Source organism: Pseudomonas sp. GM41(2012) (assembly GCF_000282315.2).
Lineage (GTDB): Bacteria > Pseudomonadota > Gammaproteobacteria > Pseudomonadales > Pseudomonadaceae > Aquipseudomonas.
Map to the genome: position 1 here is coordinate 621,513 of NZ_AKJN02000006.1, position 16,923 is coordinate 638,435.

13 protein-coding genes are annotated in these 16,923 nt (G+C 58.9%); 1 reads left to right on the forward strand and 12 read right to left on the reverse strand.

Annotated elements, in window-relative coordinates; translation table 11 throughout:
- Positions 1 to 3: 3 nt before the first annotated feature.
- The gene (locus tag PMI27_RS22750; protein WP_008149993.1) at positions 4 to 867 is read right to left on the reverse strand and encodes a DUF4123 domain-containing protein; all 864 of its coding nucleotides are present in this window, start codon (positions 865 to 867) and stop codon (positions 4 to 6) included.
- A complete protein-coding gene (locus PMI27_RS22745; RefSeq protein WP_008149995.1) occupies positions 858 to 2,912 on the reverse strand; it encodes a type VI secretion system Vgr family protein in 2,055 nt (684 codons plus the stop codon). The genes PMI27_RS22750 and PMI27_RS22745 overlap by 10 nt, the downstream gene beginning before the upstream one ends.
- A 242-nt stretch (positions 2,913 to 3,154) precedes the next feature.
- Between PMI27_RS22745 and PMI27_RS22740 the strand changes: the two genes are divergently transcribed.
- Entirely contained in the window at positions 3,155 to 4,456 is a 1,302-nt protein-coding gene (locus tag PMI27_RS22740; RefSeq protein WP_008149998.1) for an OprD family porin, read from the forward strand.
- A 105-nt stretch (positions 4,457 to 4,561) separates the two neighbouring features.
- Here the strand turns inward: PMI27_RS22740 and PMI27_RS22735 are convergent, their stop codons facing one another.
- From PMI27_RS22735 to PMI27_RS22690, 10 genes are all read right to left on the reverse strand, one after another.
- On the reverse strand, positions 4,562 to 5,500 hold the full coding sequence (locus tag PMI27_RS22735; RefSeq protein WP_008150000.1) for a carbohydrate kinase family protein: 939 nt from the start codon (positions 5,498 to 5,500) through the stop codon (positions 4,562 to 4,564).
- Between the two features lie 13 nt (positions 5,501 to 5,513).
- Positions 5,514 to 7,010 carry a xylulokinase gene (gene xylB, locus PMI27_RS22730; RefSeq protein WP_008150002.1) on the reverse strand — a complete coding sequence of 499 codons (1,497 nt, stop codon included), beginning with the start codon at positions 7,008 to 7,010 and terminating at the stop codon, positions 5,514 to 5,516.
- A gap of 224 nt (positions 7,011 to 7,234) precedes the next feature.
- Complete coding sequence (locus PMI27_RS22725) at positions 7,235 to 8,707, reverse strand: mannitol dehydrogenase family protein (RefSeq protein ID WP_008150005.1); 1,473 nt, start codon at positions 8,705 to 8,707, stop codon at positions 7,235 to 7,237.
- 16 nt (positions 8,708 to 8,723) lie between these two features.
- Positions 8,724 to 9,827, reverse strand: coding sequence for an ABC transporter ATP-binding protein (locus tag PMI27_RS22720; RefSeq protein ID WP_024164535.1), 1,104 nt, complete (start codon positions 9,825 to 9,827; stop codon positions 8,724 to 8,726).
- 133 nt (positions 9,828 to 9,960) lie between these two features.
- Positions 9,961 to 10,791, reverse strand: coding sequence for a carbohydrate ABC transporter permease (locus PMI27_RS22715; protein ID WP_024164536.1), 831 nt, complete (start codon positions 10,789 to 10,791; stop codon positions 9,961 to 9,963).
- Between the two features lie 10 nt (positions 10,792 to 10,801).
- Positions 10,802 to 11,728 (reverse strand): ABC transporter permease subunit, encoded by a 927-nt coding sequence (locus PMI27_RS22710; RefSeq protein ID WP_008153894.1) that lies wholly within the window; start codon positions 11,726 to 11,728, stop codon positions 10,802 to 10,804.
- A gap of 149 nt (positions 11,729 to 11,877) precedes the next feature.
- Positions 11,878 to 13,188: an ABC transporter substrate-binding protein gene (locus PMI27_RS22705; RefSeq protein ID WP_008146936.1), complete on the reverse strand. Its 1,311-nt coding sequence runs from the start codon at positions 13,186 to 13,188 to the stop codon at positions 11,878 to 11,880.
- Positions 13,189 to 13,532: 344 nt separating this feature from the next.
- Positions 13,533 to 14,438, reverse strand: coding sequence for an AraC family transcriptional regulator (locus tag PMI27_RS22700; protein ID WP_008146938.1), 906 nt, complete (start codon positions 14,436 to 14,438; stop codon positions 13,533 to 13,535).
- A gap of 111 nt (positions 14,439 to 14,549) precedes the next feature.
- A complete protein-coding gene (locus PMI27_RS22695) occupies positions 14,550 to 15,413 on the reverse strand; it encodes a hypothetical protein (RefSeq protein ID WP_008146941.1) in 864 nt (287 codons plus the stop codon).
- Positions 15,414 to 15,561: 148 nt separating this feature from the next.
- Complete coding sequence (locus tag PMI27_RS22690) at positions 15,562 to 16,857, reverse strand: glycosyltransferase (RefSeq protein WP_008146942.1); 1,296 nt, start codon at positions 16,855 to 16,857, stop codon at positions 15,562 to 15,564.
- Positions 16,858 to 16,923 lie beyond the last annotated feature (66 nt).

Genomic DNA, 16,923 nt, shown 5'->3' on the forward strand with positions numbered 1-16,923 from the left:
TCATCAGGCGGCGCTGGTAGCGAGTTGCTTCAGCTGTTCAACCTTGATGAACGACTCTTCCCTGGATTGCAGGATGGCCATGGCCTGGGGCTGTGTTTCGAGCCGCGGGCCATTGGCGATGTTGGCCAGTTTGAGCAAATGCCGGCCTTCGTAGATGTTGTGATTGACCAGCACATCAAGGTTTTCCGCGACGTTGGGCAGCTCTTCGTCAGTCGGCTCGCCAAATGCGGCGTATTGCTCATCGACCCAGTAGACCCAGCCCAATCGCTCTTGAACCTTTGGTGCATCGTCCGGGATGTTGAACGCTGAGGCGTCGCCCAGCCAGTCGAGTTCCGAGACCGGGCGCCAGCTCAACCAATTACCGTTGCCAGCACCGAAATGAGTCGGCGCAGGGGTGTAGACGAGATGCCACGGACCGAAGAGCTGGTGCGAGGTTTCGCCAGCGGTATAGGCCAGTGCGGCCCACAGGCTTGGCTTGTGATAGCTCAGCAGGCTTTGTCCGCCGGAGCCGTCATTGGCGCGTAACAGCCAGCGCGCATGGGCTAGTGCTTTGGCTGGGTCGTCAGTGGTCAGGGCGATGCCGGAAAAATTTTCCTCACAAAGCTTTGCGGCTTCGGCGGCCAGGCGACTGCCCCATGGTGCGTTGAGCCACAAGGGGCCGTCAGCGGCGATCTCGGCGAAATCGGTGCCGATGAACAAGCCTTGGGAGTTCATCGGTTCGCCGACGCGGTAGAGGCGGCTCATGGCCTCAGGCTGGCGGGTGCGGTCGATGATGAAGCACAGTGTCTGGCTCGACGGTTCTCTCGGCAGTTGCTCGAACGAATGGCGGGGTTCGGCGAGGAGGGCGTTCAACGCTTTTACATGCATGTGCAATCCTTACGGCTGCAGGCGCCGTTGCTTTGTTTGCCGCACAACGGCGTGATGCCGGACTCGTTCAGGCGTTTTGGCAGCGGTATCGGGACTTTGCCGGCCTTATCCGCATCCGCGACCTTCATCGGCCCCGGCAACAACGGCGCAGCAGGCGTCCCCGAGCCCGGCCCACCGCCCGAGTTAACCTTGACCTGCGCACCACTAATCGTTACGCCCCCGGCATCCACCTTCACAAAGCTCCCGCCAGCCTTGGCCGTGAGCTCCATGCCGCCCTCAACCACAACTTTTTCCCCTGCGTTGTAGTGAATCTCCTGCCCAGCCTCGACAAACTGCGCGGTCCCAACCTTTACATGCTGAGTCACGCCAACGGTGAGGTGATCATCCGCCCGGGTTTCAGTCTTGCGGTCGAGGTGGGTGATGCGATGTTCTTCAACCTTGAATTCGCTTAAAACATTGGCCTCAACGGTGTCGTGTCGCTCGTTGCCGACGCGAATCTTCTGGTCATGCTCAATGTTTTCATCCCAATCGCGCTGGGCGTGCAGGTAGATCTGTTCTGCGCCTTTCTTGTCTTCAATCCGAAACTCGTTGTAACCGTTGCCGCCCGGTGAGCTCAGGGTTTTGAAGGTGCTGCGGGTCTTGTTCGCCGGCAGGTCGTAGGGGACGACGTTTTCCTTGTGGTACAGGCAGCCGGTGATCAGTGGCTGGTCGGGGTCGCCTTCCATAAACGACACCAGCACTTCCATGCCGATGCGCGGGATGGCGATGCCGCCGTAGGCACTGCCGGCCCAGCCGGTGGCGACGCGCAGCCAGCAACTGGTCTTGTCGTCGGCCTGGCCTTCGCGGTCCCAGTGGAACTGGACTTTGACGCGACCGTATTCGTCGCAATGGATTTCTTCACCCGCAGGGCCGGTGACGATGGCGGTCTGGCTGCCGAGGACTTTGGGTTTCGGGTGTTCGAGGGCAGGGCGGAAGTGCGCGTCCCACGGGGTGGCGAGGAAGCGGTTGCGGTAGCCCTGGTGGAAATCGTCTTTGTTCTGGGTGACGTCGCTGGTGACGTTTGCGCCGAGCACTTGCGGCTGTTTGCCTTCGTGTTGCACTTCCAGCAGCAGCCAGAGGTCGTTCCACTCGGCGCGCGGGTGCTCGCTCAGGGCCATGAAGTGGCCGCTGACGAGGGTGGGCTCGTCGCCTTTGCCTTCGGCCAGTTTGTAGTCGCTGCGATGGCGTTCCAGGGCGCGGGTTGCCAGTTGCTTGCCGCGCTCGCGGTCGGTGAAGCGGCCGGGGTAGTCGTAGTCTTCCAGGTCCGGGGCGAATGTGCTTTTGGCGGAGCCCTCCGGCAGGATGCGCGGTTTCTCGAAGTCGTAATCGCGACGGCTGACGCGGGTGGTGCGGGTTTCCAGGCGCAGGTTGAAGCGCTTGATCACCGGTTTCTCGGCGGCCATGCCGGAATCTTGCTGATAGCTCACGGGCGCGAGTTTGCGGAACACCGTCTGGTCATCGCCGAACACCAGTTTGTGGCCGCTGGCACTGTGCTGGAAGTGGAAGTGAATGCCTTCTTCTTCGCACAGGCGCTGGATGAAATGCAGGTCGGATTCGTCGTACTGCACGCAGTAATCGCGTTCCGGGTAGATCGCGCCGAGCTGGAAGCTGTAGGCATCAGCAAGGATGCCGCGCGCTTCGAGGACCTGAGCGATGATCTTCGGCACACTTAAATGCTGGAATATCTGCTGGTCATGGTTGTGGCGCAGGTAGGCGAGTTGCGGCACCAGGCTGATGCTGTAGCGGGTCAGGCTTTTGCCGGAATCGCCTTGCTCGATGCGATACACCAAGCCGTGGATGATGCCTTTGCCGGTGGCGCCGAAGGTCAGGCAGCCGGGCTTGTGCAGCAACTCTTCGAGTTTCAGGTCGGGGCGCGCGCTGACCAGTTCGATGTCGAAGCAGAACGGCTGGTTGAGGGTTTCGCGACCGACGAAGCTGAGTACCTGAAGGTCAACGGAAACGCCTTCCAGCGTCAGGGAAATATGGGTTGCGTTCGCGTCCAGCATGCCTTTAATTCCGTCCTTTGAATAAGCTGGGGCGGATGGTGCAGGATTAAAGCGCCTCGTTCAAGGAAACGAACCGTCATTTACCGACTAAAGTCGTCTGTAGCCCGTAACAGCCTTCTGCCATCATCGCCGCTCACTTCTTTGTGTCCACTTCATCCTGGCAAGTTACTTGTCCGGGGCGAAGGCTATTTCTTTGGCTTATTGCGCCTTGCGCAAACGCTGCACTGTTGGAGCTTTTTTTCATGCGTCCCCCCTTTACTCTCATCACCGCGCGCCAGTCACTCGGCTTCGGCGCTTTAGTCCTGTGCGCCGGTTTTACCGAGTCGGCTTTCGCGAGCGGTTTTATCGACGACACCACGGCGAAACTCGAGTCGCGCACGGTGTATTTCAATCGCGACTTCCGGGATGGGCACACGTCCACCGAGCAGGGCGCTTCGAAGCGTGAAGAGTCGGCCCAAGGTTTTATTCTCAACCTGCAATCGGGTTACACCGAAGGCACCGTCGGTTTCGGGATCGACGCCTTGGGCATGTTGGGGCTCAAGCTCGACTCCAGCGCCGACAGCAGCAACAGCGGTTTGCTGCCGTCCACGGGGCAAGATCCGCGCGGGTCGAAAGACGAATACACGAAACTGGGGCTGACCGCCAAAGTGCGCGTCTCGCAAAGTGTGTTGAAGTACGGCGCGCTGCTGCCTGACGTGCCGTTGCTCAAGTACAACGACGGTCGTTTGCTACCGACCATGTTCAACGGCGCAATGCTCACGTCCAAAGAGCTCAAGGACCTGACCTTTATGGCGGCGCGGCTGGACAAGTACACCGCCCGGGATTCCACCGATTCCCAGGACATCCGCGTGCACTGCAAGAACAAGCGCTATGCCTGCAACGTCACCGCCGATCATTTCGACATGTACGGCTTCGACTACAAGATCAACGAGCGCCTGACCGGCCAATATCACTACGCCGAGCTGGAAGACATCTACCGTCAGCACTTCGTAGGTTTGCTGGCCAACCAGCCGTTGGGCGAGGGCGTGCTCAAGGCTGACCTTCGACTGCTCAAAAGTGCCGACAGCGGTGCCGCTCGTGCAGGTTCCATCGACAACCGTGCCCTGAGTGGCATGCTCGCTTACGCCATCAGCGGCCACACCTTCAGCGCCGGTTGGCAGCGCATGAACGGCGACAATTCGATGCCGTATCTGGATGGGACCAATCCGTACCTGGTCAACTATGTACAGGTCAACGACTTCGCCGCTGCGCAGGAGCGCTCGTGGCAGCTGCGTTATGACTATGACTTCAAAGCGATTGGCATCAATGGCCTGAGCTTCCTGACCCGTTACGTCAACGGTGACCATATCAAAGTGCTGGGCAGTGATCAGGAAGGGAGGGAGTGGGAGCGCGACAGCGAACTCAAGTACGTGGTGCAGAGCGGGACGTTCAAAGATGTCAGCCTGCGGTTGCGCAATGCGACGTACCGGACGAACTACGAGAAGTTCGCCCGCGATGTCGATGAGACCCGGTTGATTGTAAGTTACAACTTTTCGGTGTTATGACCGGTAGGAGCTGCCGCAGGCTGCGATCTTTTGATCTTGCTTTTAATGGCCAAAATCAAAAGATCGCAGCCTGCGGCAGCTCTTACAGGAGGTGTGCCAGATGTGTCAGGTGAGTTGCTGGCGATATGGCAAATCAGGTCCGGTCTTGCTGCAGGTCAGCGCCGCAGCCTGCACTGCGAACTTGAGCATTGCATCAATCTGCTCACGAGTCAGCTGCTGCACACCCTCAACCGAATCCAGCTGCTGCTCGGTCAGCCAGGTAATCAACGCCGCCTGGAACGTATCGCCAGCGCCCACGGTGTCGGCAATTTTCACTGAACTCGCCGGTACCGACCATGAGCCATGGGCACGACTGAACACCGTCGCCCCCTCGCCACCACGGGTCAGAAACACCAACTGACAGCGATGCTGCAGCCAGCCTTCAATTACCCGTTGCGGATCCTGCTCGGGGTACAACAGGCTCAAATCCTCATCGCTGACTTTGATCAGGTCGGCCAGCTCAACCAGGGTGGCAATACGCGAACGCCACAGGTCGATATTCGGCTCAGGATTGAGCCGCACGTTGGGATCAAGGCTGATCAAGCGTTTACCGCTTTCCCGTTGCACCAATGCCAACAGCGTGTCGGCAATCGGTTGCACCACCAGCGAAAACGAACCGATGTGCAAGCCGCGTACCTCAGGGCCCAGTTCCGGCAGATGCTCGGTTTTCAGCTGACGATCCGCGCAGCCTTCACCCCGGAAGCTGTAATGCGGCGAACCATTGGCACCGACGGCCACCATTGCCAGGGTGGTAGGCGCAGCGAAATCCACCAGGTAATCCGGGCGCACGCCTTCATCCTGCAGGACCTGCTGCAAGCGTCGACCGAGATAGTCGGTGGACAGGCCGGCAAACAGCGCCGCGTCCACGCCCAAGCGACGCAAACCCACCGCGACGTTGAACGGCGAGCCGCCGGCAATCGCCTTGAAATTCACTTTTGAAGCCAGGCCGCTGGCGTCGTCTTCACTGAAGAAATCGAACAGCGCTTCGCCACACACCAAGTACATAGTTATTCACTCTTTAAAGGGTTGCGACATGCTGTTGATAGCGTTCGTAGGCTTGCTGACAGGCCGCCACATTGTCTGCGATCGGCAAGGTTTCGCTGGCTGGATCGAGCTTTACGCAGCGTTCGCATAGATCCTCCAGGCTGTCTTCATGCCCGTTTTCCCAGGACTTGCACCACGCTGCCTGAATCGCGGCGCCAAGGGCAGCGGCTTCGCTTTGTTCGGTGCAGATAACTGGGGTGTTCATGATGTCGGCGACGATCTGCCGCCACACCGGGCTTTTTGAGCCGCCGCCGATCAGGCAAATGCTGCGGCTTTGTAAGCCATTCTGGCGCAGCAGGTCCAGTCCATAACGCAAACCGAAGGTCGTGCCTTCGACCACCGCGCGGCACAGGTTGGCCTGGGTCAGGTTGGTCATGGTCAAGCCCAGGAGGCTGCCGGTGGCATGGGGCAGGGCGGGGACGCGCTCGCCGTTGAGGAACGGCAGTATGCACACGCCTTCGGCACCGATGGGTGCTTGCGCGACGAGGTCGTTGAACTGTTCGATATCCAGCTCGAACAGCTCGCGAATCACCCCGGTCGCGTTGGTCAGGTTCATGGTACAGATCAGCGGCAGCCAGCCACCGCTGGAGGAGCAGAACGTTGCGACGCAAGCGTCCGGACTGACTTTCGGCTGGTCGGCATAAGCGTACACCGTCCCCGATGAACCGAGGCTCATGGTGATTGCGCCGGGCTTGATATTGCCGGTGCCGATGGCGCCCATCATGTTGTCGCCACCGCCACTGGAGACCAGCGCCTGCGGGTTGATGCCCAGGTGTTCGGCGATGCTCGGCAGGATCGTGCCGACCGCTTGATGAGCGTCGATCAACTCCGGCAGCGCGGCTTGCAGTCGCCCGGTGGGATCGATGTCACGCAGCAGCTGCAAGTCCCATTGGCGGCTGCGCACGTTGAAATACCCGGTGCCCGAGGCGTCGCCGTACTCACTGCAACTGCGGCCGGTGAGCCAATAGTTGAGGTAGTCGTGGGGTAGCAGGATGCGCGCGATGCGAGCGAAAATCTGCGGATGTTGTTCTTTGGTCCAGAGCAGTTTGGAGACGGTATAGCCCGGCGCGATCACAACGCCGAGGCGTTCCAGCGAGCCTTTTTCGCCACCCAGATGGGCGAGCAGACGGTCGTTTTCCGGGGTGGATTCGGTGTCACACCAGAGTTTGGCCGGACGCAGCACCTGGCCCTGATCGTCGAGCAGCACCAGCCCGTGTTGCTGGCCGGAGACTCCGATGCCGAGGACCTGCTGACCGTCGACATTCGCCGCCAGCAATGCACGGCGGGTGGCAAGGGCGAAGGCTTCCAGCCATTGCGAGGTGTCTTGCTCGCGGCGGCCATTGGCGCCACTGATCAACGTGTGGGAGGCGGCACCCTGGCCGAGCACCTGACCGCTGACGGCATCGAGGATGATGGCTTTGGTGCCTTGGGTGCCGCAGTCGATGCCGAGGAATAGTTGTTGGTTTGCCATGGGCGGTCCTGCTGGTTTGTAACGTTAATCTGAAAACCACCCCTCACCCCAGCCCTCTCCCCAGAGGGGAGAGGGGGAAAGGGGGCCGATCTTTGTGCTTTTCAAGCCAGAGTTCGACTCGATTTTTCAGGTCGATGTAGCTCCAAGAGCAACTCGGTCAGTCCCCTCTACCCCCTGGGGAGAGGGTTAGGGTGAGGGGTGGTTCTCTCTGACACTCAAGCCACCTAGGCCAACACCCGCTCCAACGTCCGCGTCACCCCCACATCCCGCAAGCTGTTACAGCACCACTCAAACGCCGCCACAAACTCGGGCGAACGCGGGATCGCCGTACCAAAAATCTCCTCAACTGCCAGCAACCGCTGCGTGATCAACGCATCATCCGCCACCAACGCCTGACAGAACGCCGCCCGCGGATCAGGAATGCTGTAGGTCTCGCCATTCTCGTCCACGCCCTTCAAATACAGGGCCCAAGCGGCCACCACCAATGCCGCGCGCGTCGTCTCTCGTCCATCCGCGATCAATCGATTGATCGTCGGCACAGTGAACTTCGGAAACTTCGACGAACCGTCCGAACACACGCGCTCCAGCTGATCGGCAATCGCCTGGTTGGAGAAGCGCGCCTCCAGGGTGTTTTTGTACTCGGTCAGGTCAATCCCCGGCACGGGTGACAGTTGCGGGGTCACGTCCAGGTCCATATAGGCACGCATGTAGCGCACGAACAGCGGGTCGTTCATGGTTTCGTGAACGAAGCGGTAACCCTTCAAAAAACCCAGATAAGTGAGTGCGAGGTGACTGCCGTTGAGCAGTTTGATTTTCATCTCTTCATAAGGCGTGACGTCATCAGTGAACTGCACGCCGACCTTTTCCCAGGCCGGCCGACCGTTGACGAACTTGTCTTCCAGCACCCACTGCACAAAGGGTTCGCAGACCACCGGCCAGGCGTCGTCGATAGCGTGTTTATCGTGTAGTTGCAGCTTGTGTTCGGTGCTGGTCATCGGCGTGATGCGGTCGACCATCGCGCTCGGAAAACTGACATTGCTGGCGATCCAGTCCCGCAGATCGGCATCGCGCAGGGCGGCGAACGCCAGTAACGCTTTGCGAGTGACCGCGCCGTTGTGCGGCAGGTTATCGCAGGACATCAAGGTGAACGCGGGCGTGCCGGCTGCACGACGTTTGGCCAGCGCGGCGCAGAGAAAACCGAACACGGTTTTCGGCATGCTCGGGTGTGCCAGGTCGTGCTGGATTTGCGGCAGCTGGGCCATGAATTCGCCGGTGCTGTCGTCGATGCAGTAGCCGCCTTCGGTAATGGTCAGCGAAACGATACGAATCTCGGGGCTGGCGAGTTTGTCGATCAACGCTTGCGCGCCGTCTTCGGCCAACAGCATGTCGCGAATCGCGCCGATCACCCGAACTTCGGTGTCGTCGGTATCGCCCAACTCGAACAGGGTGAAGAGGTAATCCTGCTCTTTGAGATCGTCCCGGGCGCGGCGGTCTTCGGCGCGCAGGCCGACGCCGCAAATCGCCCAGTCGAGGTCTTCGCCGGTATTCATCAACGCATCGGTGTAATACGCCTGATGCGCCCGGTGGAAACCGCCAACGCCGATGTGCGCGATGCCTTGGCGGGTGTCGCTCAGGGCGTAGGCGGGCAGGACCACCTCGGGGGCGAGGCGGTTGAGGTTCTGTTTATTCAGTTTCATCACATGCTCTCTAAAATCAGGCCGCAGCGCGCAACGGGCGGGTCAGCGCCACGCCGTCGGCATCGAATAAATGGCAGTGATCGGCGTCCAGATGCAGGCTCAGCGACTCGCCATAACGGCTGGCCAGGTCGCCGCGAACGCGCATGGTCAGCGCTTCGCCGGACGAGGTCACCACGTGGCAGAAGGTGTCGCTGCCCAGGCGTTCGCTGACGTCGGCGGTGACCTGCAAGGTGCAATCGCCGGTTTGCGCGAGATTCAGATGCTCCGGGCGAATGCCCAGGGTCACCGCGCCGCCGACGCTCAGGTTGGCGCCGCTCAGCGGCAACGTGATGCGGGTGCCGGCGTCCAGCAGCACTTCGCAGCGCTGGCTTTCGACGCGGGTGACTTTGCCCTTGAGGAAGCCCATTTTCGGCGTGCCCAGGAACCCGGCAACGAACAGGTTGGCCGGCTGGTGATACAGATCCAGTGGCGAGCCGACTTGTTCGACTTTGCCGCCATTGAGTACCACGACTTTGTCGGCCATGGTCATGGCTTCGACCTGGTCGTGGGTCACGTAGATCATCGTGGCTTTGAGTTCTTTGTGCAGGCGCAGCAGTTCCAGGCGCATCTGCACCCGCAGGGCGGCGTCGAGGTTGGACAGTGGTTCGTCGAACAGGAAGATCTTCGGATTGCGCACGATGGCCCGGCCGATGGCCACGCGTTGACGCTGACCGCCGGACAACTGTTTCGGTTTACGTTCGAGCATCGGCCCGAGTTCGAGGATGCGCGCCGCTTCGCCGACTTTCTTCTCGACTTCGGCTTTCGGTACGCCCGCCAGGTCAAGGGCAAACGACATGTTTTTGCGCACGCTCATGTGTGGGTACAGGGCATAGGTCTGGAACACCATCGCCAGGTCGCGCTTGGCCGGGCTGACTTCGGTGATGTCGCGGCCATCGAGTTCGATGGTGCCACTGGTGACCTCCTCCAGGCCGGCGATCAGTCGCAGCAAGGTGGATTTGCCGCAGCCCGACGGGCCGACGAATACCACGAACTCGCGGTCGTTCACTTCCAGGTCGATGCCTTTGATGATGGAAAAGCCTTCGAAGCCTTTTTGCAGATTCTTGATTTTCAGGTTGGCCATGATGATGGGCCTCCACTTGTTGTTTTTTAAGATCAAAAGATCGCAGCCTTCGGCAGCTCCTACACGGAACGTCCGGCCGATGCGGTGCCCCTGTAGGAGCTGCCGCAGGCTGCGATCTTTTGCTTTTGATTTTTCATTTCACGGCGCCGAACGACAGGCCGCGGACCAATTGTTTCTGGCTGATCCAGCCGAAGATCAGGATCGGCGCGCAGGCCAGGGTCGACACCGCCGACAACTTGGCCCAGAACAACCCTTCGGGACTTGAGTACGAGGCGATCAACGCGGTCAGTGGCGCGGCTTTCGACGAAGTCAGGTTCAGCGACCAGAACGCCTCGTTCCAGCACAGGATCAGCGACAGCAGCACCGTGGACGCCAGGCCGCCCTTGGCGATCGGCAGCAGCACCCGGACCATTTCCTGCCACAGCGTGGCACCGTCGAGGCGCGCGGCTTCGAGGATGTCTTTCGGGATATCTTTGAAGTAGGTGTAAATCATCCAGACCACGATCGGCAGGTTGATCAGGGTGTAGATCACGATCAGCGCGATGCGCGTATCGAGCAGGCCGAAACTCTTGGCCAGCAGGTAGATCGGCATCAGCACGCCCACCGGTGGCAGCATTTTGGTGGAGAGCATCCACAGCAGCGTGCCTTTGGTGCGCTGGGTTTCGTAGAACGCCATCGAGTAGGCCGCCGGCACCGCGATCAGCAGGCACAGGGCGGTAGCGCTGAACGAAATCACCACCGAGTTCCAGGCGAAGCTGAAGTAATCGCTGCGCTCATTGATGTGCAGGTAGTTCTCCAGCGTCGGCGTGAAGAGGAACTGCGGCGGCGTGGCGAACGCGTCGATTTCGGTTTTGAAACTGGTCATCACCATCCAGAAGATCGGGAAGAAGATCAGGATCGCGATGGCCCAGGCCAGGGTGCCGAGCAGCAGGCTTTGCAGGCGGCGGGATTGTTGAAGGGTCATGGCGCAGGCCTCAGGCTTTGTCTGTCAGGTTTTTGCCGATCATGCGCACCAGCACGATGGCCGCGATGTTGGCGATCACCACCGCGATCAAGCCACCGGCGGACGCCATGCCGACGTCGAACTGCACCAGCGCCTGGTTGTAGATCAGGTAGGCGAGGTTGGTCGAGGCGTAGCCGGGGCCGCCGTTGGTGGTGGTGAAGATTTCGGCGAACACCGAGAGCAGGAAGATGGTTTCGATCATCACCACCACCGCAATCGGCCGGGCCAGGTGCGGCAAGGTCAGGTGCCAGAAGATCGCGATCGGCCCGGCACTGTCGAGGCGCGCGGCTTCCTTCTGTTCCTGGTCGAGGGACTGCATGGCGGTCATCAGGATCAGGATCGCGAACGGCAGCCATTGCCAGGACACGATGATGATGATCGACAGCAGCGGGTAGTGCGCCAGCCAGTCCACCGGCTGCGCGCCGAACAGTTTCCAGACGTAGGCGAGGATCCCCGACACCGGATGGAAAATCAGGTTCTTCCAGATCAGCGCCCCGACGGTGGGCATGATGAAAAACGGCGAGATCAGCATCACCCGCACGATGCCGCGACCGAGAAACTCACTGGCCTCCAGCAGCGCACTGATCAACACGCCGAACACCACGCTGATCAGCAGCACGCTGCCGACCAGCAACAAGGTGTTGGTGGCGCCGGGCAGAAAGCCCGAGTCGCTGAGGAAGTAGCTGAAGTTCTCCAGCCCGACGAACGCGTTCTCGCCGGGGTACAGCAGGTTGTAGCGGATCAGCGAAAAGTAAACGGTCATGCCCAGCGGCACGATCATCCACAGCAGCAACAACGCCACCGAGGGGCTGACCAGAAACCAGCCGGGGTTGGCCAACCGGCTTTTACGCACCGGTTGGGGAATGTCCATGTGAGCTTTGGCAGTTGAAATATTCATGGCGATAGAACCGATTGGGAACATGAGCAAAAGAGCGGTGAGTCCCCTGTAGGAGCAAAGCTTGCTCGCGATGAACGATGATGCGGTTCATCTGACAGACCGCGTCGCGACAATCGCGGGCAAGCCTTGCTCCTACAGGTAGTGCCGGGTTACTTGGGGTAACCGGCGCGCTTCATTTCACGTTCGGTGGTTGACTGGGCAGCGGTCAGGGCCTGGTCGACCGTGGTCTGGCCGATCAGCGCTGCCGAGAACAATTTGCCGACCTGGGTGCCCACGGCCTGGAACTCAGGAATGGTCACCAACTGGATGCCGATGTACGGCACGGGCTTGAGGGTCGGCTTGCTCGGGTCCGCGGCTTTCAGCGATTCAAGGGTCGCCTTGGCGAACGGCGCAGCCTTCATGTACTCATCGCTGTACGTCGAAGCGCGAGTACCTGGCGGCACGTTGGCGATGCCGTCTTTCTCGGCAACCAACGCACCGTATTCCTTGGAAGTGGCCCAGGCGCTGAAGGTCTTCGCCGCGTCCTTGGCCTTGGAACTGGTGGGAATTGCCAGCGCCCAGGAATACAACCAGGCCGAGCCCTTGTCGGTGGTCTCGTGCGGTGCGTAGGTGAAGCCGACGTGGTCGCTGACCTTGCTTTGGGTCTTGTCGGTGACGAAGGAGCCGGCCACGCTGGCATCCACCCAGATCGCGCATTTGCCGCTGTTGAACAGCGCCAGGTTTTCGTTGAAACCGTTGCTCGACGCACCCGGCGGGCCGGATTTTTTCATGGTGTCGACGTAGAAATTCAGCGCGTTTTTCCACTCGGGGCCGGTGAATTCCGGCTGCCACTGCTCATCAAACCAGCGCGCACCATAGGCATTGGCGACGGTGGTGATCAGCGCCATGTTCTCACCCCAGCCGGCCTTGCCGCGCAGGCAGATGCCGTACTGTTCTTTATCCTTGTTGGTGAGTTTGCTGGCGAATTCGCTGATCTGGGTCCAGGTCGGGTGCTCGGGCATGGTCAGCCCGGCGTCCTTGAACAGATCGGTGCGGTAATAGGTGATGGAGCTTTCAGCGTAGAACGGCAGGGCATACAGCGAACCCTTGACCGACAGGCCTTCACGCACCGACGGGAAGACGTCGTCGAGGGCATAAGACGCCGGCAAATCCTTCATCGGCTCCAGCCAGCCCTTGGCGCCCCAGAGTGCAGCTTCGTACATGCCGATGGTCAACACATCGAACTGTCCGCCCTGAGTGGCAATGTCGGTGGTCAGGCGTTGGCGCAGGACGTTTTCTTCCAGCACCACCCAATTGAGCTTGATGTCCGGATGCTCGGCCTCGAAGGTTTTCGAGAGTTTTTGCATGCGGATCATGTCGCTGTTGTTGACGGTGGCAATGGTCAGGGTCTGGGCGCCGAGGCTGACGCTGCTGAGGGTCATGCAGGTGAGGGCAAGCAGAGCTTTTACAGAAGGTTGCATCGTGCACTCCTTTTCTGCACCCGGCGGGTACAGAAGGACAGTTATTGTTTTTGTGTCTTCCGACGGCAGGAAGAATGTGCACTGATTACAGCCTTCAATTGATGACGTGACAAATCATCCATCGCACTTCGATCGATACTATTTTGCACTGGGTTTTGAGAGGAGAGGTGCAGGGAACGGCTTTTCAGCTGTTGACGCCTATTGAATCCGTACAGGTTTTCAGTGCGAAAACAGGTCTTAACCTGTGGGAGCGAGCCTGCTCGCGATGGCGTCGTGTCAGTCAACATTAATGTGGAATGATCCACCGCTTTCGCGAGCAGGCTCGCTCCCACAGGGATTTGTGATTAACCAAGGTTTTGTTCGGTCAACCGCTGCACCGCCAACCGCCGGTAATGCGACGGCGTCATGCCCTTGAGCTGCTGAAAGCGCCGATTGAAGTTGGAAATATTGTTGAAGCCCGACTCGAAACACACGTCGGTTACCGGCTTGTTGCCATCGGCCAGCAGCTCGCAGGATTTGCTGATGCGCAGGCGATTGACGAACTCGATGAAGCAGCGGCCAGTGGCTTGCTTGAACACTCGACTGAAATAGGTCGGCTTCATGCCCAAGTGCTCGGCGACTTCTTCCAGCGGCAGTTCACGGGCGTAATGCGCGAAGATGTAATCCACCGCCCGGTTGGTGCGATCGATGTTGTGCTCGTCGGCCAATTGCGGCGTCGTGGCGCCAGACAGCAGTTGATAGTCGTCAGAGGCCGCCAGCAACTCCAGCAAGATGAAAAAGTGCCCGAGGCGCGTCACGCCCTGGGTGTCGGCAATGCGCTGCATCAAGGTCATGGCCTGGCGGATGGTGCGCTTGCAGCGAAACTCGATGCCGTACTGGGCGCGCTCCAACAGCGGCGCCAGCGCCTTAAGCTCGGCAAACACCACGTGGCCGCTGTCGAACAACTCGTCCGTGAAATTGACCAGCATGTCGCGCTTGGGCACCACTTCGTCTTCGGCCACCTGGCTGATCCAGTTGTGGGGCAGGTTGGGGCCGGTGAGAAACAGCGATTCCGGATAGAAATTACCGATGTAGTCACCGATGAACACTTTGCCGGAGCTGGCGACGATCAGGTGCAGCTCGTATTCCTTGTGGAAATGCCAGCGCACCAACGGGCAAGGAAAACCGTGCTGGCGGTAGATGATGGACAACCCGTTGTGGTCGTCCATCAGTTCGTAGGAGGGGTCTGTCACGCGGGCTGTTCGGGTCATGTCAGGACGCTTTTCTTGTTATCGCTATCCGATCATGCCTCTTTTGGCGCCTGCTGTGCCAGCCTGCCACGACTATCGCTAACGGGTGACCCCATCGCGCGCGAAAGATGGTTAATTTCGCTTGCTCGCTTTCGTCAGGTTTACCGTTCGGCAGTAAGAGACAATGTTGGATTCTTCAATAAAATCGACATTGATGATGTTGCACTTTGATGCCCAATCGCTTTTATTCGGATCGAACCAGAAATTAAGCTCGTTATGAATATCCACAGGGCCGCCGAGAGCGCTGTAACTGGTGGCGGAAAGCGACCACGGTGCCCCTGTGCCCGGCGGGTATTTCAGCACATTAATAATGTGCTGTTTCAAATCAGCGGCATTGGTGATACCGCTGCCAGACCATTTGTGCGCGATCTGCTCGTGAAATACATTTCGATCAAGAGCACTGTGCCATGGGGCGGCGACTAAAATTCTTTGCATAGAGCTGATTTGTTTGAGTTCACGAAGACTCAGAGACCGGTTTTGGGTGGGGATTATGCGATCGCCGATAAGGAGCTTTATTACGCTGTTGAAGTAAGTGAAATCAAACTGATCCCTCTTCAGTTCATGAAAGTCCAGGATGATGAATTCGTTGGGGTTCTCTTGAAGAAATTCTTCCACGTCAAATAAAAGGTTCCCCAAGGTACGACCATTGCGGTAACCGTTGTGATGAATGCAGAATTTCCCGAGTCCCTGCGCGTCAGCGTCGTACATTAAACGGATATCGAGTGCTCGAGAACCGTGTCTCAGCTGAGCATAAAACGATTGGTGCTGACAGGCGAGCCAGTGGGCGCCTGGAATCAGCGGCCAGGATGCTTTCCAGTCGCTGCCCGCGTTATGAGTGCCTGGCAGCGTCAATTCGCAGAGCGACAATGTATCAATTGCCGGAGTAGCGGCCATCCAGTTGTTAAGTGTGTAATTATTCTGAACAAAGCTGTCCATTTAATGCATCCTTGCATTGATTTGTCAGGGGTGAGTAGTTGTGCCGAACTCAACTAATCAAGTTAAAGTTCGGCTGGGTATTTATAGGGGTGATGTTGAACCTGGTCAATACAGTGGTAATGCAAAATGTTTGTTGTTGGGGCAGGTGTTATAGCGGGCTTCGATTCTTTGCTTCAATCCATTGCGCCATGTACTGCGTACTTTTATGGTGATGATGACGCAACATGCTTCCCGTAAAGTTATCGCTTCTAAGTTGTGCCAGGTGCTGTTGGCAATACAACAACTTTTCGATCAGCGCCGGACCATGTTCCGATTGTCGATAACGATCGGCCAGCAATGTCTTCCCTTGGGATTGGGCGTCCGTCCATAGAGCCTCATCCTTGTACAGCTGAACCGCGCCATCGGCGAACGCCTGTGCTGTTCGGGTCACAGCCCCCGGCCAGAGATGTTCGCCATGCATCGCTTCTGCGCCGATTGGCGTTGTGATCGTGGGTGTGCCACACAGCATCGCGTCGACAATTTTGCCTTTGATTCCGGCACCGAAGCGTAGGGGGGCCAGACAAATCCGTGCGCCAGACATGACCTGCAACGCATCTTCTGCCCAGTTCATCACATGAAAACCCTGGCCGGGGTTGTGCAACGCAGTCGCTTTGGGCGGTGTGTAAGCACCGTAAATGTGCAATTGAGCCTTGGGCAGTTGTTCGCGGATCAGCGGCCAGATAGTGGTTTTCATCCAGAGCACCGCATCCCAGTTGGGCGCATGACGGAAGTTGCCGATGCTGAGAAAGTGCGCGCGGTCTTCAAAAGAAACCGGTGGCACGCTCGGAAGATCGACCATCAGCGGGCACCAATGCAGCAAGTGGCGCGGCAGCTTGAATTGCTCGACCAGCAACTCGATCTCTACTTCAGAAATCATCAGATTCAGGTCGCAACGATAAATCGCTGCGATTTCCCGTTTGGCCAGATCGGTCTCGGCCATGAGTTCAAACTCTTCACGTAATGCCGGCGCGAACAGCTCGTTGAAGTCATTGGCGTCGTCACTCGCCTTCAAACGCTCCTTGAGGCGTTCATGGCGGGCATCTCGCAAGCTTTGCAGGTCGGAGGTCTCAAGCACGCGCAAGGCATCGGGGCAGTGCTTCTCGACGCGCCAGCCGAACTGTTCTTCCATCATGAACCGATCGAACAGCACGATATCCGGGGCCAGTTCGCTGATGAACGTGTCGAAACTGCTGTTGTTCAATTCGATCGGGACTTCGCGAATGCCCAGGACCGCCAGGTCTGCCCGGTGTTCACCGGTGCCGGCCGGGCTACTGAAAGTAATGTCCCAGCCTTGCTGCAAGAAGGTCTCGAGAATTTGCATCATGTGCCCACCGGCCGCTGAAGAGCGGGGCTCGGGCCAGACGTAACCGATGATCAGGACTTTGGTGGAAGAGGGCTGACTCATGGGGCATTCCTTGATGCGGGCACGGGGCGTCGAAAAAGCGCGCAATTAAACCACAGTCAGTTGTTT